The sequence below is a fragment of the Gemmatimonadales bacterium genome (assembly GCA_036279355.1).
Classification (GTDB): Bacteria; Gemmatimonadota; Gemmatimonadetes; order Gemmatimonadales; family GWC2-71-9; genus DASQPE01.
Genome location: DASUJH010000060.1, coordinates 76842 through 102461, shown reverse-complemented (window position 1 = coordinate 102461; position 25620 = coordinate 76842). Strand labels below are relative to the sequence as shown.

At 70.5% G+C, this 25620-nt stretch carries 24 protein-coding genes; 16 read left to right on the top strand and 8 right to left on the bottom strand.

Annotated features, from left to right (window positions below; genetic code table 11):
- Nucleotides 1–41: 41 nt before the first annotated feature.
- The 14 genes from VFW66_14915 (at nucleotide 42) to VFW66_14850 (ending at nucleotide 16716) form a co-directional block, all read left to right on the top strand.
- The gene (locus tag VFW66_14915) at nucleotides 42–707 is read left to right on the top strand and encodes a 50S ribosomal protein L25 (protein HEX5387993.1); all 666 of its coding nucleotides are present in this window, start codon (nucleotides 42–44) and stop codon (nucleotides 705–707) included.
- A 15-nt stretch (nucleotides 708–722) separates the two neighbouring features.
- The gene (gene pth / locus VFW66_14910; GenBank protein ID HEX5387992.1) at nucleotides 723–1277 is read left to right on the top strand and encodes an aminoacyl-tRNA hydrolase; all 555 of its coding nucleotides are present in this window, start codon (nucleotides 723–725) and stop codon (nucleotides 1275–1277) included.
- A 16-nt stretch (nucleotides 1278–1293) separates the two neighbouring features.
- Nucleotides 1294–2391, top strand: a complete 1098-nt coding sequence (ychF, locus tag VFW66_14905; protein HEX5387991.1) for a redox-regulated ATPase YchF — start codon at nucleotides 1294–1296, stop codon at nucleotides 2389–2391.
- Nucleotides 2392–2474: 83 nt separating this feature from the next.
- Nucleotides 2475–2816 carry a 30S ribosomal protein S6 gene (gene rpsF, locus VFW66_14900; protein ID HEX5387990.1) on the top strand — a complete coding sequence of 114 codons (342 nt, stop codon included), beginning with the start codon at nucleotides 2475–2477 and terminating at the stop codon, nucleotides 2814–2816.
- Complete coding sequence (rpsR, locus tag VFW66_14895) at nucleotides 2813–3034, top strand: 30S ribosomal protein S18 (GenBank protein HEX5387989.1); 222 nt, start codon at nucleotides 2813–2815, stop codon at nucleotides 3032–3034. The genes rpsF and rpsR overlap by 4 nt, the downstream gene beginning before the upstream one ends.
- Nucleotides 2944–3930: a DUF2232 domain-containing protein gene (locus VFW66_14890; protein ID HEX5387988.1), complete on the top strand. Its 987-nt coding sequence runs from the start codon at nucleotides 2944–2946 to the stop codon at nucleotides 3928–3930. The genes rpsR and VFW66_14890 overlap by 91 nt, the downstream gene beginning before the upstream one ends.
- 22 nt (nucleotides 3931–3952) lie before the next feature.
- Entirely contained in the window at nucleotides 3953–4399 is a 447-nt protein-coding gene (gene rplI, locus VFW66_14885; protein ID HEX5387987.1) for a 50S ribosomal protein L9, read from the top strand.
- Between the two features lie 7 nt (nucleotides 4400–4406).
- The gene (locus VFW66_14880; GenBank protein ID HEX5387986.1) at nucleotides 4407–6263 is read left to right on the top strand and encodes a DegV family protein; all 1857 of its coding nucleotides are present in this window, start codon (nucleotides 4407–4409) and stop codon (nucleotides 6261–6263) included.
- Between the two features lie 28 nt (nucleotides 6264–6291).
- A complete protein-coding gene (gene rsfS / locus VFW66_14875) occupies nucleotides 6292–6645 on the top strand; it encodes a ribosome silencing factor (protein ID HEX5387985.1) in 354 nt (117 codons plus the stop codon).
- A gap of 13 nt (nucleotides 6646–6658) precedes the next feature.
- Complete coding sequence (locus VFW66_14870) at nucleotides 6659–9853, top strand: hypothetical protein (protein HEX5387984.1); 3195 nt, start codon at nucleotides 6659–6661, stop codon at nucleotides 9851–9853.
- A gap of 62 nt (nucleotides 9854–9915) precedes the next feature.
- Nucleotides 9916–11352, top strand: a complete 1437-nt coding sequence (locus VFW66_14865) for an SPOR domain-containing protein (protein HEX5387983.1) — start codon at nucleotides 9916–9918, stop codon at nucleotides 11350–11352.
- Nucleotides 11353–11386: 34 nt separating this feature from the next.
- Nucleotides 11387–14902, top strand: coding sequence for a chromosome segregation protein SMC (gene smc, locus VFW66_14860; protein HEX5387982.1), 3516 nt, complete (start codon nucleotides 11387–11389; stop codon nucleotides 14900–14902).
- A gap of 36 nt (nucleotides 14903–14938) precedes the next feature.
- A complete protein-coding gene (gene aroF / locus VFW66_14855; protein HEX5387981.1) occupies nucleotides 14939–15979 on the top strand; it encodes a 3-deoxy-7-phosphoheptulonate synthase in 1041 nt (346 codons plus the stop codon).
- Complete coding sequence (locus VFW66_14850; protein ID HEX5387980.1) at nucleotides 15976–16716, top strand: outer membrane lipoprotein carrier protein LolA; 741 nt, start codon at nucleotides 15976–15978, stop codon at nucleotides 16714–16716. Before aroF ends, VFW66_14850 begins: the two co-directional genes overlap by 4 nt.
- Here the strand turns inward: VFW66_14850 and VFW66_14845 are convergent.
- From VFW66_14845 to rpmE, 7 genes are read right to left on the bottom strand one after another with little or no spacing between them, the layout of a single operon-like run.
- Nucleotides 16713–17519, bottom strand: coding sequence for a DUF2520 domain-containing protein (locus VFW66_14845; protein HEX5387979.1), 807 nt, complete (start codon nucleotides 17517–17519; stop codon nucleotides 16713–16715). The two genes, VFW66_14850 and VFW66_14845, sit on opposite strands and share 4 nt — an antisense overlap.
- A 38-nt stretch (nucleotides 17520–17557) precedes the next feature.
- A complete protein-coding gene (locus VFW66_14840) occupies nucleotides 17558–19201 on the bottom strand; it encodes a S41 family peptidase (protein ID HEX5387978.1) in 1644 nt (547 codons plus the stop codon).
- Nucleotides 19202–19226: 25 nt separating this feature from the next.
- Nucleotides 19227–19862, bottom strand: coding sequence for a dTMP kinase (tmk, locus tag VFW66_14835; GenBank protein ID HEX5387977.1), 636 nt, complete (start codon nucleotides 19860–19862; stop codon nucleotides 19227–19229).
- A 10-nt stretch (nucleotides 19863–19872) separates the two neighbouring features.
- Nucleotides 19873–20226: a YlbF family regulator gene (locus tag VFW66_14830; protein ID HEX5387976.1), complete on the bottom strand. Its 354-nt coding sequence runs from the start codon at nucleotides 20224–20226 to the stop codon at nucleotides 19873–19875.
- A complete protein-coding gene (prmC, locus tag VFW66_14825) occupies nucleotides 20223–21107 on the bottom strand; it encodes a peptide chain release factor N(5)-glutamine methyltransferase (GenBank protein ID HEX5387975.1) in 885 nt (294 codons plus the stop codon). Before prmC ends, VFW66_14830 begins: the two co-directional genes overlap by 4 nt.
- On the bottom strand, nucleotides 21100–22158 hold the full coding sequence (gene prfA / locus VFW66_14820; GenBank protein ID HEX5387974.1) for a peptide chain release factor 1: 1059 nt from the start codon (nucleotides 22156–22158) through the stop codon (nucleotides 21100–21102). Before prfA ends, prmC begins: the two co-directional genes overlap by 8 nt.
- A 3-nt stretch (nucleotides 22159–22161) precedes the next feature.
- Nucleotides 22162–22374, bottom strand: coding sequence for a 50S ribosomal protein L31 (rpmE, locus tag VFW66_14815; GenBank protein ID HEX5387973.1), 213 nt, complete (start codon nucleotides 22372–22374; stop codon nucleotides 22162–22164).
- Between the two features lie 228 nt (nucleotides 22375–22602).
- Between rpmE and VFW66_14810 the strand changes: the two genes are divergently transcribed.
- Together VFW66_14810 and VFW66_14805 are read left to right on the top strand one after the other, a co-directional pair.
- Nucleotides 22603–23280: a Crp/Fnr family transcriptional regulator gene (locus tag VFW66_14810; GenBank protein HEX5387972.1), complete on the top strand. Its 678-nt coding sequence runs from the start codon at nucleotides 22603–22605 to the stop codon at nucleotides 23278–23280.
- Nucleotides 23281–23394: 114 nt separating this feature from the next.
- Nucleotides 23395–24306 carry an MBL fold metallo-hydrolase gene (locus VFW66_14805; protein HEX5387971.1) on the top strand — a complete coding sequence of 304 codons (912 nt, stop codon included), beginning with the start codon at nucleotides 23395–23397 and terminating at the stop codon, nucleotides 24304–24306.
- Here VFW66_14805 and VFW66_14800 read toward each other — a convergent pair.
- Nucleotides 24296–25531 carry a DUF4105 domain-containing protein gene (locus tag VFW66_14800; GenBank protein ID HEX5387970.1) on the bottom strand — a complete coding sequence of 412 codons (1236 nt, stop codon included), beginning with the start codon at nucleotides 25529–25531 and terminating at the stop codon, nucleotides 24296–24298. The two genes, VFW66_14805 and VFW66_14800, sit on opposite strands and share 11 nt — an antisense overlap.
- Nucleotides 25532–25620: the final 89 nt, after the last annotated feature.

The window sequence follows — 25620 nt, the reverse complement described above, 5'->3', positions numbered from 1 at the left end:
CGGCCGCCCGAATCGAAGGACACGAGGGGAAGGACGGAACGATGGCAGAACAGGTGACTCTCACCGTGAATACGCGAGCGGAAACCGGCAAGGGCGCCGCCCGGGCCCTCCGGCGCGCGGGCAAGGTGCCCGGCGTCATCTACGGCCACGGGCGCGACCCCGAGGCCGTCACCGTCGACACCGCCGCCCTCGGCCGGATGCTCGTCGGCGTGAACGCGGCCACCGCCATCGTGGACGTCACGGTGGACGACCGCGCGCCCGTCAAGGCGCTCATCCGCGAGATCCAGCGCGATCCCCTCCGCGGAAGTGACATCCTGCACCTCGATCTCTACGAGGTCCACGCCGACGAGCAGATCGAGCTGTCGGTCCCGATCGAGCTCACCGGCATCCCCGACGGCGTGCGGAACTTCGGCGGCATCCTCGACCACTCGCTCCGCGACCTCGACATCCGCGTGCTTCCGGGCGACATCCCCGAGCACGTGACGCTCGACGTGACGGCCCTCGCCATCGGCCACTCGCTCTTCGTCCGCGACATCAAGGTCGAAAAGGCGGAGATCCTGAACGACCCCGACACGCCCGTCTGCACCGTGGTGGCGCCGAGGGCGGAAGAGGCGCCAGCGGCGCCGGTCGAGGCGGCCGCGGTGACCACCGAACCCGAGCTCATTCGCAAGCCGAAGGCCGAGGAAGAGGAAGAAGCCGGCGAGTAACCCCTGCGCGCCATCATGGGGCTGGGCAATCCCGGCCCAGAGTACGAGGACACCCGGCATAACGCCGGCTTCCGCCTGGCCGATCACCTCGCGGCGCGCTGGTCGCTGGGCGGGTTCCGCCGGGCCGAGCGGGCGCGTGCCGTGTCGGGCACGGTGGACGGCGCCGCGGTGATGCTGGTCAAGCCGCAGACGTACATGAACCGGAGCGGGGCGGCGCTTGCCCCGCTCCGCGCGCATCCGGACTTCGACCCCGCGCGCGATCTGCTCGTGCTGGTGGACGACGTGGCGCTTCCGCTCGGCAGTTTCCGCCTGCGCGGCGCCGGCTCGGCCGGCGGGCACAATGGCCTCAAGAGCATCGAGGGCGCGCTCCAGCGGCAGGACTACGCCCGGCTTCGCATCGGCATCGGGCCGCGGCCGCCCGAGATCGACGACCTCGCCGATTTCGTCCTGGCCGAATTCACCCGTGAAGAACGGAGTGCGCTCGACGAACTGCTCGACCCGATGGCCCGGGCGGTCGAATGCTGGCTGGCCGAAGGGATCGAGCGCGCCATGAGCCGCTTCAACCTGTGATGCCCCGCCCCGCCTGATGCTTCGCCTCGGCATTGTCGGCCTGCCCAACGTCGGCAAGTCCACCCTGTTCAATGCACTCACCGCCGCCAAGGCGCTGGTGGCAAACTATCCCTTCGCCACCATCGAGCCCAACACCGGGGTCGTGCAGGTGCCCGATCCGCGGCTCGACGTGCTCGCGCGCATCGTCGAGCCCGGGCGCGTCGTGCCGGCCACGGTCGAGTTCGTTGACATCGCCGGACTCGTGCGCGGCGCGAGCCAGGGGGAAGGCCTCGGAAACCAGTTTCTGGCCAACATTCGCGAGGTGGACGCGATCCTGCACGTGGTCCGCTGCTTCGAGGACCCCGACGTGCAGCATGTGATGGCGACGGTCGATCCGGTGCGCGACCGCGAGATCGTCAACATCGAGCTGGGTCTCGCCGATCTCTCGACGGTCGAGAAGCGGCTCGACCGTGCGGGGCGGGCGGCCAAGTCTGGCGATCCGCAGGCCAAGGTGGAGCAGCGCGTGCTCGAGTCGCTCCAGCGCGCGCTTGCCGACGGACGCCCCGCACGCGCCGTGGTGCCGGGCGAGGAGGAGGTGTCCGCCTATCGCTCACTCAATCTGCTCACGGCCAAGCCGGTGCTCTACGCCGCGAACGTGGCCGAAGACGAGGTGGCGGGCGGCAACCCCTACGTAACCGCACTCGCGGCGGCGGTGACCCGGGAGGACGAGACGGCGGAGATCGTCACCTTCAGTGCCAAGGTCGAGGCCGAGTTGGCCGAGCTGCCGCCGGCGGATCGTGCGGAGTTCCTGGAATCGCTCGGTCTCACCGAGTCGGGGCTCGATCGTCTGGCGCACGCCGCGTATCACCTGCTGGGCCTGCAGAGCTACTTCACCGCCGGGGAAAAGGAAGTGCGCGCGTGGACCGTTCACCGAGGCGACAAGGCGCCTGCGGCGGCCGGCGTGATCCACTCGGACTTCGAGACGGGTTTCATCCGAGCGGAGACCGTGGCGTACGACGATTTCGTGCGCGCGGGGGGATGGAAAGGCGCGCGCGAAGAAGGACTCACGCGGGCAGAAGGCAAGGAGTACGTGGTGCGCGACGGGGACGTAATGCTGTTCCGCTTCAGCAACTGAAGGGTTATCTTGCGCCGGTTCACATACCATCCTCCTCGACCTCGCACCGGGGCCGGGGCGACCACGACCAAAGGAAAGGTGCCATGACCCGCCAGTACGAGGTGGTCTACATCTTCGACAGCGCGCTCGAAGAGGCCGCCATCAACGAAAAGCTCGCCCGCTTCCACACTCTGATCCAGGAGCCCGGCGCGGAGCCGCCGCAGCTGGCCTACTGGGGCAAGCGGACGCTCGCCTATCCCATCAAGAAACACGAGACCGGCTACTACGCGGTCGCCAAGTTCGAGGCGAACGCCGCGGCGCTGCCCGAGTTCGAGCGGGCGGTCAAGCTCGACGAGGGGGTGCTGCGCTTCCTCGTCGTGGTGAACGAGGGCGCCCAGCCGGTGCCGGCGGCGGCCGCCAAGAGCGGTGAGGAGGATGACGAATGAGGCGGCCCCAGAAGACCTGCGCCATTTGCGAGTCGGGCGTCCGCGTGGTGGACTACAAGGACGACCGCACCCTCGCGCGCTTCCTGACCGAGCGCGGCAAGATCCTGCCGAGCCGGCTGTCAGGCACTTGCGCGCGGCACCAGCGTCAGTTGAGCACCGCGATCAAGCGGGCGCGCCAGCTCGCCCTGCTGCCCTACATCAAGGGCTTCGGCGGCTGATCCTGGGCTCCGGGCTCGTCTGGCTCTCGCTCGCCTTCCTGCTGCTGGCGCCGCCCGGCTTCCTGGTGGCGCCGCTGACGCTGCTCCTGCTCTGCTCCCGGCCCACCAGCTGGCGCGAGTGGATCTGGATCCTGCTCGGCGCGGCGGCGGTGGGCTACTGGATCGCGCAGCCGGGCGACATCGCCGCCCAAAGCATGCGCGCGGTGGGCGCGCTCGCGGCTGGCGCCTTTGCCGCGCTCACGCTCGCCGGCATGGGCCGGCCGGTGCCACGCTCGCTCGTGGCGGCGGTGATCGCATTCGTGGCGTTTGCGGCATGGTGCGCCGCGTTCCACATCGGCTGGGCGGACATCCGGAGCGCCGCCACGCACTCCGTGCGACAGACGCTCGACGCCATGGCGACCCAAGCCCAGCCCCGCGATCCGGACGCCGCGCGCATGATCCGGGACATGTCGCAGGCCGCGCCGAACTGGGCCGCGTTGCTTCCGGGCGTGACGCTGCTCGAGCTGATGGCGGGCTCGCTTCTCGCCTGGGGACTGCATCGCCGCATGTCGGCGCGTCCACTCGGCGCTGCGGCCGATGCGTTCGCGCGGTTCCGGTTCAGCGATCATCTGGTCTGGCTCGTGGTGGCGGGGCTCGCGCTCGTGCTCTTCCGGCTGCCGCCATGGGTACCCGGCGACCTGGGCCCGAATCTCCTGCTCGTGGGCGGCACGCTGTACGCGGCGCGCGGGCTCGCGGTGGTGCGCGCCGGCGCAGGCCGGCTCCCGAGCCCCACCGCCGTTGCCCTCGGGCTCGTGGCCGTGGTCCTGCTGCCGTTCGTGCTCTGCGGGCTCACGCTCCTCGGCCTCGCGGACACCTGGCTAGACTTCCGGCGGCGGCTCGCGCCGCCGGCAACCTGACGGATCGACCGAGGGTTCGACCATGATCGAAGTCATTCTCCGCGAGGACGTGCAGTCGCTCGGGAAGGCGGGCGAGCTGGTTCGGGTGCGGCCGGGCTACGCGCGCAATTTTCTCCTTCCGAAGGGCCTCGCCTTCGAAGCGACCGAGGGCAACCGGAAGCGGATCGCCGCCGAAAGAAAGGCGCGCGCCACGAGGAACGCCGCCGAGCGTACCGATGCGGAGGCATACGCCGCCCGGCTCGCCGCCGTCCCACTAACCCTCACCGGCCGGGCCGGCGAGGAGGGAAAGCTGTTCGGGTCGGTGACGGCGCAGGACATTGCCGACGCACTGGCGCGCCAGGGGTTCGAGGTGGATCGGCGCCGGATCGAGCTGGAGCAGCCGATAAAAAGCCTGGGCGAGCACACTGTCTCTGTCCGCCTCCACCCCGAGGTCCACGCCGAAGTGCGGGTTACGGTCACCGCCGAATAGGGCGCGGATGACGGCCGGCATCGCCTACGTCGATGGGCCGCGGCTGGCGCGCGCCCTCGTCGCGGCGGCCGACTGGGTCGCCGCCGGCCGAGACGAGATCAACCGGATCAACGTCTTTCCGGTGCCCGACGGCGACACCGGCACCAACCTCAACTTCACGCTCCACGCCGTCGTCGGTGCGCTCCACGCGCTCGGCGACGCGGCGCATCGTGGGCCGCCGCTCCCGGAAGTGGCGAGCGCTGCCGCCCGCGCCGCGGTGCTCGGCGCCCGGGGCAATTCCGGCATCCTGCTCGCCCATTTTCTGCTCGGGTTCTCGGACGCGCTCGCCGGGCGCACGCGCGCCTCGATCGCCGACCTTGCGGCCGCGTTCCGCCGCGGCGCCGACCGGCTGCGCGACGCGTTGGACGAGCCGCGCGAAGGGACGATGCTCACGGTGGCCCGACAGACGGCCGACGCAGCGGAGCGGCTGGCGCCCGAGGCGCCGGAGCTCGGCGAGTTCATGCGCCGGCTCGCCGCCGATGCGGAGCGGAGTGTGGCGGGCACGCCGGCGCTCATGCCGCTCCTCGCCGAGGCGGGCGTGGTCGACGCCGGCGGGGCCGGGTTCGCGCGGATGCTGGAAGGCGTCGTGCGGCTTATCGAGGGAAATGAGATTCCCGTCTCGGCGCACGTCGCGCGCGCGCCCGCTGATTTGGTTCCGGCCGCGCGGGTCGAGACGGCCGTCGAGCGCGATTTCCGCTACTGCACCGAGGTGCTGGTCCGCGGCGACCGCCTCCCGGCCGCGAGCGAGGTGCGGGAGGCCCTCCACCAGTTCGGCGGCTCGATCGTCGTCGCCGTGACCGCCGACATCCTCAAGCTCCACGTGCACACCGACACACCGGAGGCGGTCTTCGGCCACGCCGCACGCTGGGGGCGCGTGGAGGCGACCAAGGCCGACGACATGCGGGCCCAGCATCGCCAGCTCGCCCATCCCGAGCGGCAGCCCGCCTCCGTCGTAGTCGATAGCTCGGCCGACCTGTCCGACGCGATGCTGGCGCAGCATCGCATCGCCATGGTCCCGCTCCAGGTCGCGTTCGGCGCTACGAGCTGGCGTGACCGGATCGAGCTTGCCCCCGAGGAGTTCTATCGGCGGCTTCGCGCTGCCCCCGAATTGCCGACGACCTCGCAACCCACGCCCGCCGATTTCGCCCGGGTGCTGGGCGACGCCGCCCGGAATGCCGACGAGGTGATCGCGGTCCTGCTCTCGTCGGCGCTCTCGGGTACGTTCAAGTCGGGCATCGCGGCCGCTCGAGCGGCCGGGCTCGATTCGGTCCACCTCTTCGACAGCCGCACCGTCTCACTGGGCGTGGGCCTCCTGGCCCTGCGCGCGGCCGAGCTGGCCGAGTCCGGCTGGCGAGCGGCGGACATCGTGACGGAGTTGAATCGGGTGCGGGGCCAATCGGGTATGTTTCTCACGGTGGACCGGTACGAGAATCTCCTCCGATCGGGGCGGGTCACCCGGGGCCGGGCATGGCTCGCCGGGATGCTCGACCTCAAGCCGATCATGGCGCTCGACGACGCGGGCCGCGTCGTTCCGGTGGCCCGGGTGCGCGGATCGGATAAGGTGGTGAGCCGGGTGCTGGCGCTACTCGCGCGGCGGCTCATGCCGCGGCCTCGGGTGGTGCGCTTCGGCGTGGCGCACGCCAACGCCCCGGCGGTGGCGGAGCGAATCCGCGCCGCGCTGGTCCAGGCGTACCGCCCGCGCGACTGCTTCGTCTCCCTCGTCACCGGCGTGCTCGCCACTCACGTGGGCGAAGGTGCCTGGGGCCTGTTCTACCAGATTGAGGACGGCACGCCAACGCACCTCACGCATGGTGCGATTGAATGAAAGGACTACGTCTACACCCATGGATCTTGTGAACCCGCGCCTGCCGGAAGGGCTCCGGTCGGCGCTGGATGCGATCGAGGACCTGAAGGCCGTCCAGCCGGTGGTGCTCGATCTCAGGGGTTTGAGCAACGCCACCGATTTCTTCGTGATCGCCTCGGGCACCTCCGATGCGCATGTCCGCGGCATCGCGGAGCACGTGATGGAAAAGCTGCACAAGCAGGGACATCGCACGCATCACGTCGAGGGACTGCCGGGCGGCCGGTGGGTCCTGCTTGATTTCGTGGACTTCGTCGTCCACCTCTTCCACCCGGAGACCCGCTCGTTCTACCAGCTCGAGCGCCTCTGGGGCGATGCACCGGAGCTTCTGATTCGCTCTTCCTGAGTGAGGGTTCGCCATGCTTCGATGGTCGGGCGTTGCGCTGCTGCTCCTGGCGGCCGCGCCTTCGGTCCTTGCGGCGCAGGACTATTTCGGCCAGAACAAGGTCCAGTACAACACCTTCGACTGGCGAATCATCCAGACCGAGCACTTCGACGTGCACTTCTACCCGTCGGAGCGCGCGGCGGCGATGGACGCGGCCCGGATGGCCGAGCGCTCGTACGCGCGGCTCTCGCGGGTGCTCGACCATCGCTTCCGCGAGCGCAAGACGATCATCCTCTACGCCTCGCACTCCGACTTCTCCCAGACCAACACCACGCCGGGCGAGGTGGGCGAAGGCACCGGCGGCTTCACCGACTACTTCAAGCAGCGGAACATCATCCCGCTGACCGGCTCGTACGCCGACATCGAGCACGTGCTCACGCACGAGATGGCACACCAGTTCCAGCTCGACGTCTTCTCGCGCGGGCGGGGCGGCTCGGCGCTCCAGGGCGTCCTGCAGGTCCAGCCGCCGCTCTGGTTCATGGAAGGCATGGCCGAGTACCTCTCGCTCGGGCCCGTGACGCCCGAGACGGCGATGTGGCTGCGTGACGCGTCGCTCGAGGGCACGCTGCCCACCATCGAGCAGCTCACCTACGATCCCCGGATCTTCCCGTATCGCTTCGGCCACGCGCTCTGGGCGTATGTCGGCGAGCGCTGGGGCGACGAGGCCATCGGCCAGATCCTCAAGAGCTCGATCAACGGAGGTATCGACAACGCCTTCCGCAAGGTTACCGGCCTCACCCTGCCGCAGCTCTCGGCGCAGTGGCGCGACGCGGTGCAGAAGAAATACCTGCCGGAGGTGGGCTCCAGGGTGCGGGCGCGCTCGGTGGCGAAGGAGCTGCTCACCGAGAAGCGCAGCGAGGGAACGCTTCACCTGGCCCCGGCGCTCTCGCCCGACGGGTCGCAGGTGGCCTACTTCAGCGAGAAGGACTTCTACTTCGTCGATCTCTACCTCGCCGACGCCACGACCGGCAAGGTCAAACGCCGGATCCTCAAGTCCACGTTCAGCAGCAACTACGAGACGTACCGCTTCATCAACTCGCAAGCCAACTGGTCGCCCGACGGCCGGTTCCTTGCCTTTGCCGCGAAGCGCGGGCCGCAGGACGACATCGTCATCGTGGACGTCAAGCGCAACAAGCGGGTGAAGGAAATCCGCGTGAAGCTGAACGGCGTCACCACGCCGGCCTGGAGCCCGGATGGCCAGCAGCTTGTCTTCACCGGCTACGACGGCGGCCTCTCGGATCTCTTCGTCATCAATCGCGACGGGACCGGCTTCCGCCGGCTCACCGACGACAAGTACGCCGACCTGCACCCGGTCTGGTCGCCGGACGGGCGTACCATCGCGTTCGCCACCGACCGCGGGCCGCGCACCGACTTCCGCACGCTCGCCATCGGCAACTTCCGGCTCGCGCTCTATCACCTCGACACCGGTGCGATCGACGTCCTGGACCACATGGACGAGGGAAAGAACGTGAGCCCCCAGTGGGCGCCCGATGGCGGCTCGCTCGCGTTCGTGTCCGACCGGAACGGCGTGAGCAACATCTTCCTATATGACTTGCGCAGCCACGACGTCTACCAGATCACCGACTTCTACACCGGAGTGCAGGGCATCACGCCGCTCTCGCCGGTGCTGTCGTGGTCGGCGGGCGCGGATCGGCTCGCGTTCAACTATTACGAGAAGGGAAACTACGACGTCTATACGCTGGACAACCCGCGCGCGCTCCGGCGCGAGCCGTACCGCGCGGCAGCGGTGGACACCGCGGCGGTGGCGCGCGGCGGGGAGCCGGCCGATACCGGGGTCGCCGTGGCGAGCGCGGCGAATGAGCAGAATCCGCAGATCGGCGAGGGCGGCTCGATTTACCGGAGCGAGCAGGGCTTCCGCGCCTCGGGCGATCTGGGCCGGGCAACGGACACGAGCAAGACCGTCGCGCCGGTGACGGTCGCGTCCCTGCTCGACTCCGCCAACTTCGCGCTGCCCGACACCAGCGAGTTCACCATCAAGCCGTACAAGATCGGCTTCTCCGCCGACTACGTGCAGCGGCCGACGGTGGGCTACGTGCGTGACAACTTCGGCAGCGGGCTCTACGGCGGCAGCGCCATCCAGTTGACCGACATGCTCGGCGACCATGCCCTCACCTTCGCCGGCTTCATAAACGGGCGGATCACCGAGGCGCAGGCGCTCGCGGCGTACACCAACCTCAGGCACCGGCTCAACTGGCAGGTGGGGCTCGAGCAGGACCCGTACTTCTTCTTCGAGCAGAGCGCGTTCGTCCAGGATCCGCGGGTGCCGGGCGGGATCAGCCTCGTCTCCAATATCCGCCGGCTTGTGTTCCGCTCCGCGTTTGCGCAGGCCATCTACCCGTTCAGCCGGTTCCAGCGGGTCGAAATCGGCGCGCGCGCGGTCAACGTTGCCGACGGCATTTACCAGATCGTCGAGCCGTACAATTTCGGGGCCGATCCGTCTATCGAGCGGTTCGACAGTCCTTCCCACAGCTACATCGAGCCCACCGCGGCGCTGGTGTTCGACAACACGCTGTTCGGCTACGTCGGGCCCTTCATCGGGCGCCGGTACCGCTTCTCCGCCTCGCAGGCGATCGGCGGGTGGCGATACAGCGAGCTGCTGGCGGACTTCCGCCGCTACGACAGGATCGCCGGTCCGGTCGTGTTCGCCTCCCGCGCGCTCTTTCTCGGCCGGCTCGGCCGCGACGCCGACCAGTTCCGCATTTTCGCCGGCCTCCCGGACATCCTTCGAGGCTATACCTCGGGATCGTTCCTCAACCACGAGTGCCTCACCGCCACCGTGAACCCAAACGGCTTCACCGGGTGCGGCGCGCTCGACCAACTGGTCGGAAGCCGGATCGCCGTCGGCAACTTCGAGATCCGGTTCCCGATCCTCAATAACCGCCTGATCCACGGGCTGCCATCCGCCATTCCGCCACTCGAGGGCGCGCTCTTCTACGACATCGGCCTCGCATGGGACAGCGGCGACAAGATCGTGTGGCAGCGGCACGCCGGCGATGATCCGGTGCTCGTGCGCGAGCCGCTCATGGCGTACGGCGGCTCGCTCCGCACCAATCTGTTCGGCTTCGTGGTGCTGCGGCTCGACTATGCGCGCCCGCTCCGGCGGGAGATCAAGAGCCTCTGGACGCTGAGCCTGGGTCCGGTGTTCTGACGGGGCATCCTGCAGGGCTGAGCGGGGTGCCCCCTGCACCCCGCTCGGGCTATTTTCCGGCCGTGCTTCTCCGACACCAATCCGCACGCAGAGTGGCGCTCGCGCCCGAGTGTGCCCGGGCGGCCGCGCTCGCCGCGCTCGTGCTCGCGACCGGCTGCGGCGGCCGCTCGACCACGGCGGTGCCGCGGCTTCCCGAATCGCCGCGCGCGACGACGCCGGCGAGCGTGCTCCGCGTGCCGCGTGGCGGCGGGCTCGCCCGCCTCTATCGCATCCCCGACCTGTCCGAATCCGAGTGGAAGGCGCGCGAAAAGCTCCCCGCGCTAAAGCAGGTGGTGGGCGGTGATCTCGAGCAGCGGATCGTTTTTGCGCTCGACGCCAAGCGCAATCTTATCGGGCTCGATCTCGAGTCCGGTCACGTCCGCACCTTCCTGCCGGAGGTGCGCGAGGCGGCCATCGGGCCCGACGGCTCCGTGTACGCGGTCGACACCGGCGGCGTCGTGACCCAGTTCGTGCGCCGGGCACCGGTGCGGTTCCGCGATCGGCTTGCCGGCACCAGTCGCGCGCTCTACGGCACGATGGACGGCTCGCTCATCGCGATCCCCGCCTCCGAGCGCAGCGATGCCGAGGCGCTGGGCCCCGACCAGGCGACAGGCCGCGCGGCGCTCCCGCGCGGAGATGCGGCGGCCACGTTCCTTGGCGACCTGGTCGCGATCGCGGCGGACAGCGCGGTCGTGCTCTACCAGCCTCAAGCCAAGCGCGCCACGCGCACCGTGGACGTGGAGCACGCGCGTGCGGTAGCGTTTTCGCCGTCTGGCCACCGCCTCTACGTGGCGGATGCCGGCGGCGGCCTTCGCATCATCGATCGCTTCAGCGGTGAGACGCTCAAGCGGATCGCGCTGCCGGGGCCGGCGCGCGAGCTGCGTGGCGACTTCTATGGCGCGTGGCTGCTCGCGCGGCCCGAACGTGGCGACTCGGTCTGGGTGGTGGATGCTGCCTCGGGCCGGATCGCGGGCACCGTGCTCAGCGGATGGAGCTACGACCTTCCCGCCGTGGCAGGCCATCACACGCTCCTGCTCCGCGCCGGCGCGGACCTCTCCGCGCGCGATCTCTCCGCAGAGGGACTCCCGTCGAGCGGCACCGTCGAGGGCGGGGCGGCGGACATCTGGCTCCCGCTCGCGTGGCTGCCCGCCACGGAAGAGGCGCAGCTCGCGGCCGCCGACTCCGCAGCCGCCGATTCGACCGCAGATTCCGCCGCGCCCGCCGGCGCCGGCATCTACCTGCAGGTGAGCAGCTCGCGCAATCCGTCATGGGCCGGCGAGCTGGCCGACAAGCTCAAAGCGGCCGGCGTCCCCGCATCGGTCCTCCCGCCCAAGCAGGGTGACGAGGCCTATCGCGTCGTGCTCGGCCCCTACGCCACGCGGGAACAGGCCGAGGCGGCCGGCAAGACGCTGGGCATGCCGTCGTTCGTGGTGACCCCGCAGGACCGACCCGCGCAGTGACTCGTCAACGCATTCCGAGCGGAGGACGCGCCGCATGAAGCTCACCCGGCTGGAGCTTTCCGGCTTCAAGTCGTTCGCGGACACAGTGACGCTCGATTTCGAGCAGGGCGTCACCGCCATCGTTGGGCCGAACGGTTGTGGCAAGTCCAACGTCTCCGACGCCGTGCGCTGGGTACTGGGCGAGCAGTCGGCGCGGCTTCTCCGCGGCGGCAAGATGGAGGACGTGATCTTCCAGGGCTCCGCCAATCGCCGGCCGGTGAACGTGACCGAGGTGGCGCTCTACCTCGACAACAGCGACGGCGACCTGCCGATCGCCTACCGCGAGGTGGTGATCGCCCGCCGCCTCTCGCGCTCCGGTCAGAGCGACTACCTGCTCAACGGCTCGCCGGTGCGCCTGCGCGACATTCAGGATCTGCTGCGCGGCACCGGGCTCGGCAGCGACGCGGGCGTCGTGATCGAGTCGGAGATGATCAAGCTGCTGCTCTCCGACCGCGCCGACGAGCGCCGCTCGCTCTTCGAGGAGGCGGCGGGCATCGGCCTCTACCGCGACCGCAAGCACTCGAGCGAGCGGCGCCTGGAGGAGACGGCGGCCGACCTGCAGCGGGTGGAAGATCTGATCGCCGAGGTGCAGTCGCAGATCCGGAGCCTCGCGCGGCAGAAGGGCAAGTCCGAGCGGCACGCCAAGCTCACCGAGGAGAAGTTCGCCGTGCAGATCACGCTCGCGCGGCGGCAGTTGGACGAGCTGGCCGAGCGATCCGCCGGGCTCAACGCGCGCTTCGGCGAGCTCACGGCGCTGCTCCCGGCGGAGCGCGAGCAGCTCTCGGCGGCGGAGGCGCGGCGCGAGGAACTGTCGCGCGGACGGGCGGCAGCCGAGCTGCAACGCACCGAGATCGCCCGGCGCCTCGGTGCAGTTCGCGTGGACTTGGGCAAGCTGGACGGCGATCTGGCCCTCGCCGCCGAGCGGCTCGCCAACACGACCGCGCGCCGCGCGCGGGCCGAGGACGAGCGGGCGCAGATGGTGCAGCGCGCCGCTGAGGCCGCAGCCGAGCGCGAGGCCGCGGCCGCCGAGCAGGACGCGGCCGCGCGCGAGCACGAGCGGATTCAGGCCGACGTGACGGCGCGCGCGGCGGAGGAAGAAACGGGGCGCGCGCGGTTGCTGGAGCAGCGAGCCGGCGTGCGACAGCGGGAGCACGGGCTGCACGTGCACGCGCAGACGCTGCATTCGCTCGAGGGCGAGCGCGCGGCGCTCGAGGGCGAGCTTGCATCCCTCCGCGAGCGGCTGGCGCAGGCGGGCGCGCACAGCGGGGGGCTCGAAGGCGAGCTGGGCCGCGCCGAGCGCGAGCGGGACCACGCCGCCGAGCAGGCCGCGAGCCGGAGCCATGACGCCATCCGCGCCGCCGCGGCGGCGGAGCACGCGCGGCACCTCGTTGCGGAGGCGCGGGAGCACGAGGCGACGAACCGGTCGGAGCGGCGCCGGGCCGAGGAGGCGCTCGCACAGATCACCGCGAGGCGGGAGGTGCTGGAGGAGCTGGAGCGCGACCGTGTCGGGCTCGCGCCCGGCGCCGCCGCCCTGCTCTCCGCGCGCGACCGCTTTGACGGCCGCGTGCTCGGACCGCTGAGCGATTTCGTGAGCGCGGCGCGCGAGGACGCCGAGCTGGGAGAGCGCCTGCTTGGAGAATGGACTCACGCCGTGCTGGTGAAGGACCACGAGACCATCGACGTCATTCGCGCGTGGCACGCCGAGCACCAACCGGGCGCGCTGGTGCTGTTGCCGGTCGAGCCCGGGCCATCGGCACCCGCGGGCGATCGGTCGCTCGCCGGCCGATTCCGCGCGGAAGGCCCCGCAGCCGCTTGGGTGGCGGCGGCACTCGCCGGCTCCGAGGTGCTCGACGACGCGGGCCACGTGCTCCGCCGTGCGAGCGGCGCGATCTTCCTCGGCGCGCCGGCGGGCCCGTCGGGGCCGCTTCGCCGGCGGGCGGAGCTTGCCGCCATCAGCCAGGAAGCGGCGCACGCCACCGGCGTGCTCGAGGCGGCGGAAGCGCGCCTCGCCGCCACCGTCGCGCAGCTGGCGGAGCTGGAGCGCGCGCAGGCGGCCGCGGGTGCCGAGGCCGACGCCTGTCGGGATGCGGAGCGCCAGGCCATCGCCGCGCGCGAGGACGCCGCGCGCTTCGTTGCCAACCTGAGCCGGGAATTCACCGATTCCGAGGCGCAGGTGGCGCGGCTCGCCGAGCGGCTGGCGCGCGCGGAGCAGCGGCTGGTCGAAGTCGACGCGCTGCTCATCGAAGGGGAGCGGTCTCGCGCGCGGCTCGACGAGGCGTTGGGCGCGGCGCGCGCCGCGCTCGCCGAGCTGGAGACCGCGCAGGAGCTGGCGCGCGAGCAGCGGGCGCATCGGCAGGTCGAAGAAGCGCACGTGGCCGCCGGACTGCGCGGCGCCTCGGAGCGGCTTTCCCGCGCGCTCGCGGCGCACGATGGCGCATCGGCCGCCATCGGATCGCTCACCTCCGAGCTGGCGCAACTCGAGCATGACGCCGCCAGCCTTGGCGCGCAGCAGCTCCAGTGGCAGGAAGCCCGCTCCGAGCGGCGCGTCGCGCTGCTCGAGCTGGAGGCGGCGGACACTGACGCGGAGCTCGGCCTCGCGGCCGCGGAGGCGGATCTTGCCGAGGCCGAGCGCGCCGTGGCCGCCGCGCGAGCCGCGGTGGACGCGCACGCCGAAGAGAGCCATCGACACCAGATCGAGCTGACCGAGGGCGCCGGCCTCCGGCGCGGCATTGTCCAGGCGGTCGAGACCGAATGGCGCAAGCCGATCGACCTGCTGATGGACGGTGCCGCGCTGCTCGACCTCGACCGCGAGACGCTGGAATCCGAGTCGGCCCGCATCGTCGCCGCCCTCGAGGCGATCGGCCCGGTCAATCCGCTCGCCGTGGAGGAGCATGCCGACGAGGTGAAGCGGCTCGAATTCCTCACCGGCCAGCGGGACGATCTGGTCGGCGCACGGCAGGCGCTGCTTCAGGCCATCCGCGAAATCGACGGCACGGCGCGACGACTCTTTCTCGAGACGTTCGAGGCGGTGAAGGCGAACTTCCATACCGTCTTCCAGACCCTCTTCGGCGGCGGCGAATGCGACCTGCGGCTCGCCAACACGGACGACCCGCTGGAAAGCGAGATCGAGATCCTCGCGGCGCCGCGCGGCAAGCGGATCCAGCACGTGCGGCTCCTCTCGATGGGCGAGCGCACGCTGGTGGCCACCTCGCTCCTTTTCGGCCTCTATCTCACCAAGCCGAGCCCATTCTGCCTGATGGACGAAGTAGACGCGCCGCTCGACGACGCCAACGTCGGCCGCTTCACCCGGCTGCTGGACGAGTTCAAGGCAAGCACCCAGTTCATCGTCATCACCCACAACCCGCGCACCATGCAGGCGGCCGACGCGGTGTTCGGTGTGACGATGCAGGAGCCGGGCATCTCGACCATCGTCGGTGTGCGGCTGGGTGAGGCGGCGCACGTGGAGCCGGTGCACGCCGAGCCGGCGCGAGCGGTCGCGGCGCATGCGTAGTCCCCGACCGCTCGCGCGCCCCGCCGCGGAGCTCCCATGCTGATCGTGATGCGCCACGGCGCTACCGACGAGGAGATTCGTCAGGTGGCCACCGTCATCGAGGAGATGGGTTACGAGGCGCGGGTCATGCCGGGCCGCCAACGCACCACGGTGGGCCTGGTCGGCAACGACGGCCGCGTCGATCCCTCGCGCCTTGCGGGACTGGCCGGGGTGCAGGAATGCATTCCGGTCACCAAACCGTACAAGCAGGTATCGCGCGAATGGCGCCCGCAGTCCACGGTGGTACAGCTCGGCGGCGGGGTCGCCGTGGGCGGCGAGGAGATCGTGGTGATGGCGGGTCCCTGCTCCGTCGAGAGCGAGCGCCAGATCATTGACGCCGCGCGCGCGGTGCGGGATGCCGGCGCCACCGTGCTCCGGGGTGGCGCGTTCAAGCCGCGCAGCTCGCCGTACGCCTTTCAGGGGCTTGGCGCCCGGGGCCTGGCACTTCTCGCCCGGGCGCGCGAGGAGACCGGCCTGCTCATCGTGACCGAGGCGATGGATCCCGAGGGTCTCGACGCGGTGGCAGCCGTCGCCGATGTGGTGCAGATCGGCGCGCGCAACATGCAGAACTACTCGCTGCTCAAGCGCGCGGGCCACTGCGGCCGCCCGGTGTTGCTCAAGCGCGGCCTCGCCGCCACCATCCAGGAGCTGCTCCTCTCGGCCGAGTACATCCTGGCCGAGGGCAACGCGAACGTGATCCTGTGCGAGCGCGGTGTCCGCACCTTCGACCCGGCAACGCGCAACCTGTTCGACCTCGCGGCCATTCCGGTCGTGCACGGCGCGTCACATCTGCCCATCGTGGCCGACCCGAGCCACGCCACCGGGCATCGCGACATGGTGACGCCGATGGCGCGCGCCGCGGTTGCGGCTGGCGCCGACGGACTTCTCATCGAGGTCCATCCCGATCCGGACCGCGCGCTCTCCGACGGCGCGCAGAGCCTCTTTCCGACGCAGTTCAGCCAGATGATGCGCGAGGTGCGGCTCATCGCCGAGGCCATCGGACGGCGGGTGACGGAGCCGGCGGGGGAGCGGGCGTGAGGGTGGGCGGACGGGCGGACAGTCGGACAGGCAGATGCAGGGCCGGGCGCCGCGCCGCGGGTTGGGCGGCCGTAGTTCGCCTGGCCGGCGCGATCATCCCGGGCGCCGCGCTGTCCGTCTGTCCGTCTGTCCATCTGTCCGCCCAAGAGGCCCCCGCCATCGTCGACCGCGCGGCGGACGCCTACCGTTCGCTCATTTCGCTCCGGGCCGACTTCGATCAGACGATCGAGAACCCGATGATCGGTGACCAGGAAAGCAAGGGCGTGCTCACCCAGTCGGGCCACGCCAAACTTTCGATGCGCTTCACCGATCCGCCGGGCGAAGCGATCGTGATCGACGGCGAGCATGTCTGGGTGTACACGCCAAGCACCACGCCCGGCCAGGTGCTCAAGTTGCCGGTGCCGAGCGGCGGGCCGGTGTACGGCTACAATCTCATCGCGTGGCTGCTCGACCGGCCCGCTGAGCGGTACGCCTCCACGTACGTCCGCGCGGATCGGATCGACGGGCGCGCGGTCGACGTGATCGAGATGCTACCCACCGTGCCCGACATGCCGTTCACCAAGGCCACCGTGTGGCTCGACAAGGCCGACGCGCTGCCGAGACGGATCGAGATCGAGGAGATCTCGGGCCAGCACCGCACACTCACGCTGCACCACCTCCGTATCAACGTCCCCGTGAGCGACAAGACGTTCACCTTCGACGTGCCGGACGGCGTCAGGGTGATCGAGCAGGGTTAGTCGGCGAGCAGGCGCGCCAGCTCGGCCGCGGCTTGCTCACCGAGCCCCGCCTCGCGCGCGAGCGCGAGTGCTGCGCGCCCCACCGCCCGGTAGATGGCCGCGTCTCCGGGCGCGAGCGCCGTGAGGTGCGCCCGCACCGTTGCCACGTCGCCGCGACGGATGGGGCCGGTGAGCGCGCGTCGGGCGCCGAGGGCCGCCACGTTGCCGACGGCGCCGGCCAGTAGCGGCTGATACATCCGCCCCACGACTTCTTCGGGCACCCCCGCCGACTGCGCGATCCGCTCCGCCATGGCCGCCAATGCCACCGTGTAATTCGCCGTGATCACCGCGGCCGCGTGGTAGAGCGGCTTCGCTTCGGCCCTGAGCCGCACGGGCGTCATGCCGAGCGCCTCGGCGAGCCGTTCTGCCGCGGCGAGCGCGCGCGCGTCGCCCTCGATGCCGGCAAAGGCGCCGCGGAGACGCGCCGGCGCGCGGGCGGAGTCGGCCACGGTCTGCAATGGGTGAAAGGAGCCGAGCGCCGCGCCGGTCGGCGCGAGTGCGGATAGCGCGCTCCGATCGAGTGGACCCGCCAGATGGAGCACCACGTGCGCCGGCCCGACGGCGCCACACGCCACGAGCGCGGCCGCCGCATCGGGGATCGCGTCGTCGGGCGTCGCCACGAGCACGAGTTCCGCCGCGCCGACCGCGGGCCCCCAGTCTCCCGTCCGCAACGCGAGAGGTGACGCCACCGGCCGCGCCGAGCGCGCCAGCAGCGTCACCTCCCATCCGCCCGCAACGAGCGCGAGCGCGATGCCCTGCCCCATCCGGCCCGGCCCGACCAGGGCCGTCCGGAGCGGGCCGGTCAGTTCGTCCTCTGTGCCGTCGCGCTCGACATCGCGAGCCCGAGCAGCTCCTTCGGTGTCTGCGCCTTGCGAAGCAGACCGAGCGCCGTCTGCAGTTGCTCGTCGTCGAGCGAGCGGCGCTTGAACTCGGCCGGCCGCCCGAAGATGTAGCGCGCGATCTCGTAGCCCAACTGCGAATCGATGAGCGAGCCCGCCCCGGCAAACACCTGCGGCGTCATGTCCACGCCCTTGGCCTTGAGCCGCTGATAGACCTGCTGCCGCATCTCCGGCGTCACCTTGAAGTTCTCGGCGGTGACGGCCTTGGTGCGCTTGAGGTCGAGCGCCAGATCGGTGAGCACGTCGCGGTACACCGGCGTCTTGCCGCCGAGTGCGCGGGCGAACTCACGCTCGCTCGTGGTGAGCGTGTCGGGCCGCACCACGATGTCGGGCACGATCCCGCCGCCGCCGCGCACGGTGCGGCCGCCATCGGTATGGTAGGCGGGCCGCTGCTTGAGCGCCGAGTCGGAGGTGGCGTCGCTCGAGGCCGCGCCGGTGCTGTCGAGCGCCGCGGCCTGCGCCTGCGCGAACTGGTCTTCCTCGTTCTTGGCCGTGCGCTGAATGGTGCGTCCGCTTGGTGTGTACCACCGCGCGGTGGTGAGCTTGAGCGCCACGCCATCGCCAAGAGGGAAGAGGGTCTGGACCAGGCCCTTGCCGAAGGTCGGCGTGCCCACGACGACGGCACGGTCGTGGTCCTGCAAGGCGCCGGCGATGATCTCGGCGGCGCTCGCCGTGCCTTCATTCACCAGCACTACCACCGGCAGATCGGGCCACGGCTGCCGGACGTCGTCGTAGAACTCTTTGCTCGAGCCGCGCGCGCGGCCGCGGGTGGAGACGACCTCCTGGCCCTTGTCGAGGAAGAGGTCGGAGACCTTGACGCCCTGGTCGAGCAGGCCGCCGGGGTTGAGCCTCAAGTCGAGCACCATCGCCTTCATTCCCTTGGCCTTCATCGACGTGACCTCGTCGCGCAGCTCGCTCGCCGAGGTCTCGGCCACCGGATTGAGGGAGATGTAGCCCACGCCGCTGTCGAAGAGTGTCCCCGGCGGCACCGAGCGGACATGGATGGCAGCGCGGGTGAGATCGAACTTGAGCGGGTCCATGATGCCCGCACGGCGCACCTGGAGCGCGATGTGGCTGCCCGGATCGCCGCGCAGGGCCTTCACCGCCTGCTCCGTCTTCCAGCCCTCGGTGGACTTGCCTTCAACTTGAATGATCTGGTCGCCGGTTTCGATGCCGGCGCGTTCGGCGGGCGTATCGGGGAGCGGCGCCACCACGGTGATCCACCCGTCGCGCACGTCGATCTGGATACCGAGCCCCGCATAGTTGCCCGACGTCTGCTCGGTGAGCGCCTTGTAGTCGTCGCCGGTGAGAAGGACCGAATACGGGTCCTTCAGCTCCTCGAGCATCCCGTTGGTGGCTTTGTCGTACAGGTCGGACTCGCCGATCGAGTCCACGTAGTAATTGTGGACGTGAGCGAGCACGTCGTCGAAGAGGCGCGCCTGCTGATAAACGTTGCCGTTCGCCGCGACGCCGCGCTGCAAGAGCCAGCCGCCGCTGAAGAACGACAGCATCGCCACCAGGCCGATCACACCCCAGCGTTGCTTCATACTGCCTCCAGACAGACCGGGACCGCTACCCGCGCGTCCCCCGAAAGGTTTCCGGTGCCGCTGCGAGCACCTCGGCCCACGCGGCCTCGAGGAGCGCCGCCGGCGCCAGTGTTCCGTCCAAATGTCGCACCCCCTCGCCGCTTGCCGCCAGATAGGCGCGGGCCACGCGGTCGTGAAAGCCGGGGTCTTCCCGCTCGAGCCGGTCGCGCGACTTGCCGGCGTTTCGCTGGCGCTGCCGCCCGAGCGCCGGAGGGATGTCGAGTACCAGCGTCAATTGTGGCCGGAGCCCGCCAGTGGCGACAATGCCCACGAGGCTGATGGTGGCCGCGTCCAGGCCCCGTCCCGCCCCCTGATATGCCTCGGTCGACAGCTGGTAGCGATCTCCGAGCACGATTCGCCCCGCGCCGAGTGCCGGCCGGATCACCTCCTGCACCAAATGGGCCCGGGCCGCCGCGAGGAACAGCAGCTCGGTGGCCGGCGCGAACCGGCTGGCCGGATCGAGAAAGGCGGAGCGGATCCGCTCGGCCGCAGGCGTCCCGCCGGGCTCGCGGACCACCACGGGGTCGAGACCCCGTTCCCGCATCGTGCGCTCGAGCCCGGCGACAAGCGTCGACTTGCCGGCGCCCTCGGGACCCTCCACGACGAGGAAGAACCCGCTCACGGCGGCGCGATCACGAGAGCGTGATGATGCTGCTCGTCGCGCCCTTTTCCATGCCCTCGCTGATCTGCTGATTCACCCGGCCCATCAACTTCTCGAAGTTGGCGCGGGCCACCACGTACGCCTGGCCCACGGAGCTCGTCTCCAGGTCGCGCACGGCGTTCTCGTACGCTTCCGCGGTCGGCTGGTCGGGCATCTGGCCCTGGGCCACAAGCTGATCGACCTGCCGGGCGAGACGCTGGATCTCGTCCAGCTTGGCGACCGTGTCCTTGTCTTCCCGCAAGCTCGTCTCGGCGCGCCTGAGCGCCTGATACTCTGGCGTCTGCCCGATGCTGCGGCCCAGGTCCTGTGCCTTGTCCCAGATCACGGTCCGTCGCTCCTTCGCGCGAGGAGGTAGCGCTCGCGCCCGAAAAGGTCCATGCCCACCGTCACATCGGTCCACCCGGCCCGGACCACGAGGCTCGCCGCCGCCGCGGCGCGGGTGCTGTCCACCTCGAGCGCGAGCCACCCGCCCGCGCGCACCACCCGGTGCGCATCGTGCGCGAGCCCGCGCACCGCGTCGAGTCCGTCCGCGCCGCCCACCAGCGCGTCGCGCGGCTCCCAAGCCCTCACCGCGTCGTCGACGGCGGCATATTCCGCCGTCGTGAGGTATGGCGGGTTGGAGACCACGGCGTCGAGGCCGCTCGTCACCAAAGCGCCGGTTAGATCGCCGCGGACGAAGGAGACCGGCGACGGTCCGCCGGGCCGCGCCATGCGACGAATGCCGGCCCGGCGCGCGTTGTGAGCGGCGAGTGACAGCGCCCCGCCGGACCGATCGACGGCCACGATCCGCTCGTAGCTGCCCTCGACCGCGAGGCTCAATGCGATGCAACCCGAGCCGGTGCCCACGTCGGCCACGGAGCCGCCGGGAACGCGCGTGAGAACGAGGCCCACCAAACCCTCGGTTTCCGGCCGCGGAATGAGCGCGCGCCGGTCAATCTCGAGCGTGAGCCGGCGAAAGCCCACGACGCCCGAAACATAGGCGAGGGGCTCGCCGGCCGCGCGCCGCGCGACGGCATCGAGGAAGCGCGCCGCATCGCTCGGCGCGACCTCGTGCTCGCGCACGAGCCACGCGCGCGCTGGCTCCGTTGCATTGAGATCCGCCCAGAGGCGGAGCGCATTGCGCCGGGGCGCCGGGACACCGGCAGCGGCGAGGCGGCCCGCAGCGTCGGCGAGCAGCGGGGCCAGCGTCGCGACGAGCTCAGTCACCGGCCTGCTCCTCCCGGCTCTTCATGCGCAGCGCGTCGACCAGCGGCTCCAACCGCCCGTCGAGCACTTCGGCCAGGTTGTGGATCGACAGGTTGAGCCGGTGCTCGGTGACGCGGCTCTGGGGAAAATTGTAGGTCCGCACCTTGGCCGAGCGGTCGCCGGTGCCCACCATGGCGCGACGCTCGCGGGCGCGCCGCGACTCCTGCTCGGCGATCATCCGGTCGAGCAGCCGGGCGCGCAGCACCTCGAGCGCCTTGAGCTTGTTCTGCAATTGCGACTTCTGATCCTGCTGCTGCACCACGAGCCCGGTGGGGAGATGGGTGATCCGGACCGCACTATCGGTGGTGTTGACGCTCTGGCCGCCGGGACCGCTCGAGCGGAACACGTCGATCTTGAGATCGTTGGGCTCGATGCGGACGTCCACCTCCTCCGCCTCGGGCAGCACGGCCACGGTCGCGGCGGAGGTGTGAATGCGGCCCTGGGTCTCGGTGGCCGGCACACGCTGCACCCGGTGCACGCCGCTCTCCCAGCGCAGCAGACCGTACGCATCGTCGCCGCGGACGGCAAAGATCGCTTCCTTCACGCCGCCCAGGTTTCCCTCGCTCAGCGCGATCGGCTCGACGGCGAGGCCGTGGCGCTCGGCGTAGCGGGTGTACATGCGCACCAGCTCGCCGGCGAAGAGGCCGGCCTCGTCGCCGCCGGTGCCGGCGCGGATCTCGACGATGGCATCGCGGTCGTCGTGGGGATCGCGGGGGATGAGCAGCTCGTGCAGCTCGCGGCGGAGCGCATCGATTTCGGGAGTGAGGCGGACGAGGTCCGCGCGGACGAGCGCGGCGAGCTCGGGATCACCGTCCTGGCCCAGCTCCCGCGCCTGCGCCAACTCGTCTTCAAGCCGGGTCAGCCGCTCGGCGGCCCTGACGACGGGAGCGAGCCGCGTGTGCTCGCGGCCAAGCGCCTTGAGCCGGGCCGGATCGCGCGCCACGTCGGGCTCGGCCAGCGCCCGGGACACCTCCTCCGCGCGGGCGAGCGCCTGGCGGAGTCGGGCCTCCATGGCTTACGCCTTGGCCGCCTCGCCCTGGTACCTGCGGCGGAAGCGGTCCACCCGGCCCGCCGTGTCGACCAGGCGCTGCTTGCCCGTGAAGTACGGATGGCATTGCGCGCAGACCTCGACGTGAATCGACGCCGCGGTGGAGCGGGTCTCGAAGGAGTTTCCGCACGCGCAGACGGCGGTGACCTTCCGATAGTTGGGATGGAGATCGGCCTTCACGGTTGTGCTCCTTCGAATGCGTCGGGATCGATGGGTTTGACACGAGCGCCGGCCGGTCGGGCCGGAAACGGCGAAATCTAACGGTCTCAGTGGGTTCCGATCAATCCCCGAGCGCTGCGGCGCGCCGCGCGCCCTTGTGAGAGCGGCCCGGCCGCGGTACACGTTCAGGGCACCTTGCAGCGGGTCATGCACCGTGACCCGCGAACATCCTGCGAGAGAGAGGTCCCCGTGCCTGTTGCCGCCATAGACGTGTTGCGCAAGGTCCCCCTGTTTCACGGGCTGACCGAGCATGATCTGCAGTCATTCGCGGACCTGGCCCGCGAACGCAGCTATCCGAAGGGCAGCGTCATCGTATTCGAGGACGATCCGGGCGACGCGCTCTATCTCGTCGCCGGAGGACAGGTGAAGGTGGTGCTCATTGCCGAAGACGGCCGCGAGGTCATTCTTTCGGTGCTCGGCGAGGGGAGCTTCTTTGGTGAGATGGCGGTGATCGACGAAGAGCCGCGCTCCGCCCACGTGATCGCAATGGAAGACTCCAACCTGCTCGTGATCCGCCGCGAAGATTTCCACGCGCGGCTCCGCAGCATGCCGGAAGTGGCGATCTCCCTCCTCAAGGAAATCTCACGCCGCCTGCGGCGCGCGGACGAGAAGATCGGCAGCCTCGTGCTGCTCGACGTGAACGGGCGGGTAGCCCACCTGCTCTTGCGCATGGCCGACGAGGAGCACGGGGACCGGATCACCCGCAAGCTCACCCATCATACGATCGCGCAGATGATCGGCTCCAGCCGAGAAACGGTGTCGCGCACGATGCGCAATCTGGTCGAGCGCAGCATCATCCAGGTCACCCGCAAGGACATCACGCTCAAGGATCGACAAGCGTTGATGCTCGCGGCGCGCCGCGCGTGACCCCGGTCACGCGGCCCCGGTGAGTGCGGCTCTCGCCGCGCCCGGGGTCGCGGCCGACTTTCGAGCGTGCCGGCGGGGGCCACACCCGCCGGATTCCTCTCGCATCGGGGCCTCGTGAGTTACACCCTGACGTTCTGGGGCACCCGGGGTTCGATTCCGACACCGGGCCCGAAGACCCACCGCTACGGCGGCAATACCCCCTGCGTCGGCATTACCGCCCGCGATGGCCGCCTCGTGGTGCTGGACGCGGGCACCGGGCTTCGAGCGCTAGGCGACGCGCTCATGCGCAGCGAGGCGGATGGCGCCGCGCCCGCTGATGGCGCGGCCGAGAGAGGCTACGGCGGCGCGCGCGAGGTCGATCTTCTCCTCTCGCACACCCACTGGGATCACATTCAGGGATTGCCGTTCTTCAAGCCGCTCAGCGTCGCGGGCACGCGGGTCCGGATCTACGGCGCCGCGCAGGATGGCGTGAGCCTCGGCGACATTCTGCGCCGGCAGATGGATCCCATGGTCTTCCCCGTCCCGCTCACCGCGCTCGCGGCGACGCTCTCGATCTCCGAGATCGGTGAGGGCTCGTTCGAGATCGGGCCCTTCCAGGTCTCCACGTTCTGCCTGCGCCATCCGGGTACGACGCTCGGTTTCCGCCTGCGGCCGCGTGACGGCGGCGGTGAGATCGCCTATCTCACGGACAACGAGTTGGGTCCCGGCGGCCGCTACCGGGTGCCGGCCGGCTGGCGCACCGCGCTCATCGAGTTTCTCGGCGGCATCGACACGCTGATCCACGACGCGATGTATTCGGAGGGCATCATCCGGGCCCGCGCGGGGTGGGGCCACTCGACGCCGCGCGAGGCGGTGGAGCTCGCCGGCGACGTCGGCTGTCGGCGGCTGATCCTGTTCCACCACGATCCCGAGCACGACGACGACACCATCGACAATCTGTTGCGCGATGCGCGCGCGCACGGCGCACACCGGGCGAAGGGGCTCGAGGTGGACGCCGCGCGCGAGGGCATGACGATCAGTCTTTGACGCCCGGCGCGCCGCCGCTCACCGGCCGCTGCCGAGCCACCATCGACACGCCGATCCCGAGCCCCACGTTGGCCGGCACGGCGAACGCCAGCACCTCCGCGTTGGCCTGATCGAACCCCGGCAGCAGCTTCACCAGCAGTCCTAACACCGACACGGCCGCCACCGCCCACGCGAGCGTCACCGCCGGTTGCCGCGCCCATGCGCTGCCCCGCGCGAGCCTCGGCGCGAGCAACGCGAGCGGCAGCAGCAGCAGGTTGGCCTGGAAGAGATTTTCGTTGCGGTACGCCGCCGTGTGGTCGGTGAACGCCCAGAGAAAGGCGAGAATGCCGCCCGCGACCCCGATCATGAGCGTCCAGCCGCCGGCGAGCCACGCAAATCCGCGCGCCGCACGCCGCGACGCCACCGCGCGCCGCGCCAGCACGACGAGCCCCGCGCCGATCGCGACCCCGGCCGCGAGGTAGGCCACGAGCCAGTGCGGCGGCCTCGCGGGCGGCACGGGCCGCGTGCTCAGATACAACGTGCGCTCGGCACGCACGAGCGCCATCGGACGGCCGTCCGCCCCGCGCACGTGAACCTGCGCGAGCCAGCGGTGCAGCTCGACCGGCAGGAACATCTCCTCCCACGCGCTCAGCTCATGGTCGGCCGGCTCGCCCAGGGCGAGGAGCAGCGCCGAGTAGAGCGCCGGATCGGATTCGGTGAGCCGCTCCGTATGCGAGCGATAGGTGGTGCCGGTGGGGATCGTGTCCATCTCGGCGCGCATCTGGCCGCCCAGGATGCGGTCGATGGCGTCGCGCACGCGGGTCGAGCAATTGTCCTTGTAGTAGTCGTAGTGGTAAAACCGGTTTTCCGGGCGCGCGTTCCACTCGAGGAAATCGGCGAGCGCGCGGCTCTGCTCGGATGAGAGATTGAGCTCCTGTACCCAGATCGTGCGATTGTCGTGGATGTAGTGCTCGATCATCGGCGCCGCATCGAAGCCTTCCATCCAGTAGAGCATCCGCCCCTGGATGAAGCGGAGCACGAAGTTCTCCTGCCGAAAATCGAACAGCCCGTAGTTGTAGGCGATGCTGGTGCCGTGAAGCCGGTCCTGCACCAGGATGGCGTTGTGCCCGAAGCGTTCCCACACCTCGGCGCCGACGCCCATCGTGAGGAGGGAGATGATGAGGGAGGAGTCGGACGGGCGGACGGGCAGACGGGCGGACGGGCGGACGGCGGGAGGCGCGGCCACTCCGGGTTGCGCGTGGGCCGATGGAGCGGCCATCGCCAACAGCGCAACGGCCGCGCACAGGTTCAGGACGGCGCCCCATCTGTCCGCCG

Excerpts from the sequence above, each read along its gene's own strand:
- VFW66_14845 (HEX5387979.1), bottom strand. The coding sequence starts at position 17,519 with ATGGGGCAGGGCATCGCGCTCGCGCTCGTTGCGGGCGGATGGGAGGTG.
- rpsF (HEX5387990.1), top strand. The coding sequence starts at position 2,475 with ATGACCCGCCAGTACGAGGTGGTCTACATCTTCGACAGCGCGCTCGAA.
- rpsR (HEX5387989.1), top strand. The coding sequence starts at position 2,813 with ATGAGGCGGCCCCAGAAGACCTGCGCCATTTGCGAGTCGGGCGTCCGC.
- ychF (HEX5387991.1), top strand. The coding sequence starts at position 1,294 with ATGCTTCGCCTCGGCATTGTCGGCCTGCCCAACGTCGGCAAGTCCACC.
- pth (HEX5387992.1), top strand. The coding sequence starts at position 723 with ATGGGGCTGGGCAATCCCGGCCCAGAGTACGAGGACACCCGGCATAAC.
- VFW66_14880 (HEX5387986.1), top strand. The coding sequence starts at position 4,407 with ATGACGGCCGGCATCGCCTACGTCGATGGGCCGCGGCTGGCGCGCGCC.
- VFW66_14870 (HEX5387984.1), top strand. The coding sequence starts at position 6,659 with ATGCTTCGATGGTCGGGCGTTGCGCTGCTGCTCCTGGCGGCCGCGCCT.
- smc (HEX5387982.1), top strand. The coding sequence starts at position 11,387 with ATGAAGCTCACCCGGCTGGAGCTTTCCGGCTTCAAGTCGTTCGCGGAC.
- VFW66_14840 (HEX5387978.1), bottom strand. The coding sequence starts at position 19,201 with ATGAAGCAACGCTGGGGTGTGATCGGCCTGGTGGCGATGCTGTCGTTC.
- VFW66_14915 (HEX5387993.1), top strand. The coding sequence starts at position 42 with ATGGCAGAACAGGTGACTCTCACCGTGAATACGCGAGCGGAAACCGGC.
- aroF (HEX5387981.1), top strand. The coding sequence starts at position 14,939 with ATGCTGATCGTGATGCGCCACGGCGCTACCGACGAGGAGATTCGTCAG.
- prfA (HEX5387974.1), bottom strand. The coding sequence starts at position 22,158 with ATGGAGGCCCGACTCCGCCAGGCGCTCGCCCGCGCGGAGGAGGTGTCC.
- rplI (HEX5387987.1), top strand. The coding sequence starts at position 3,953 with ATGATCGAAGTCATTCTCCGCGAGGACGTGCAGTCGCTCGGGAAGGCG.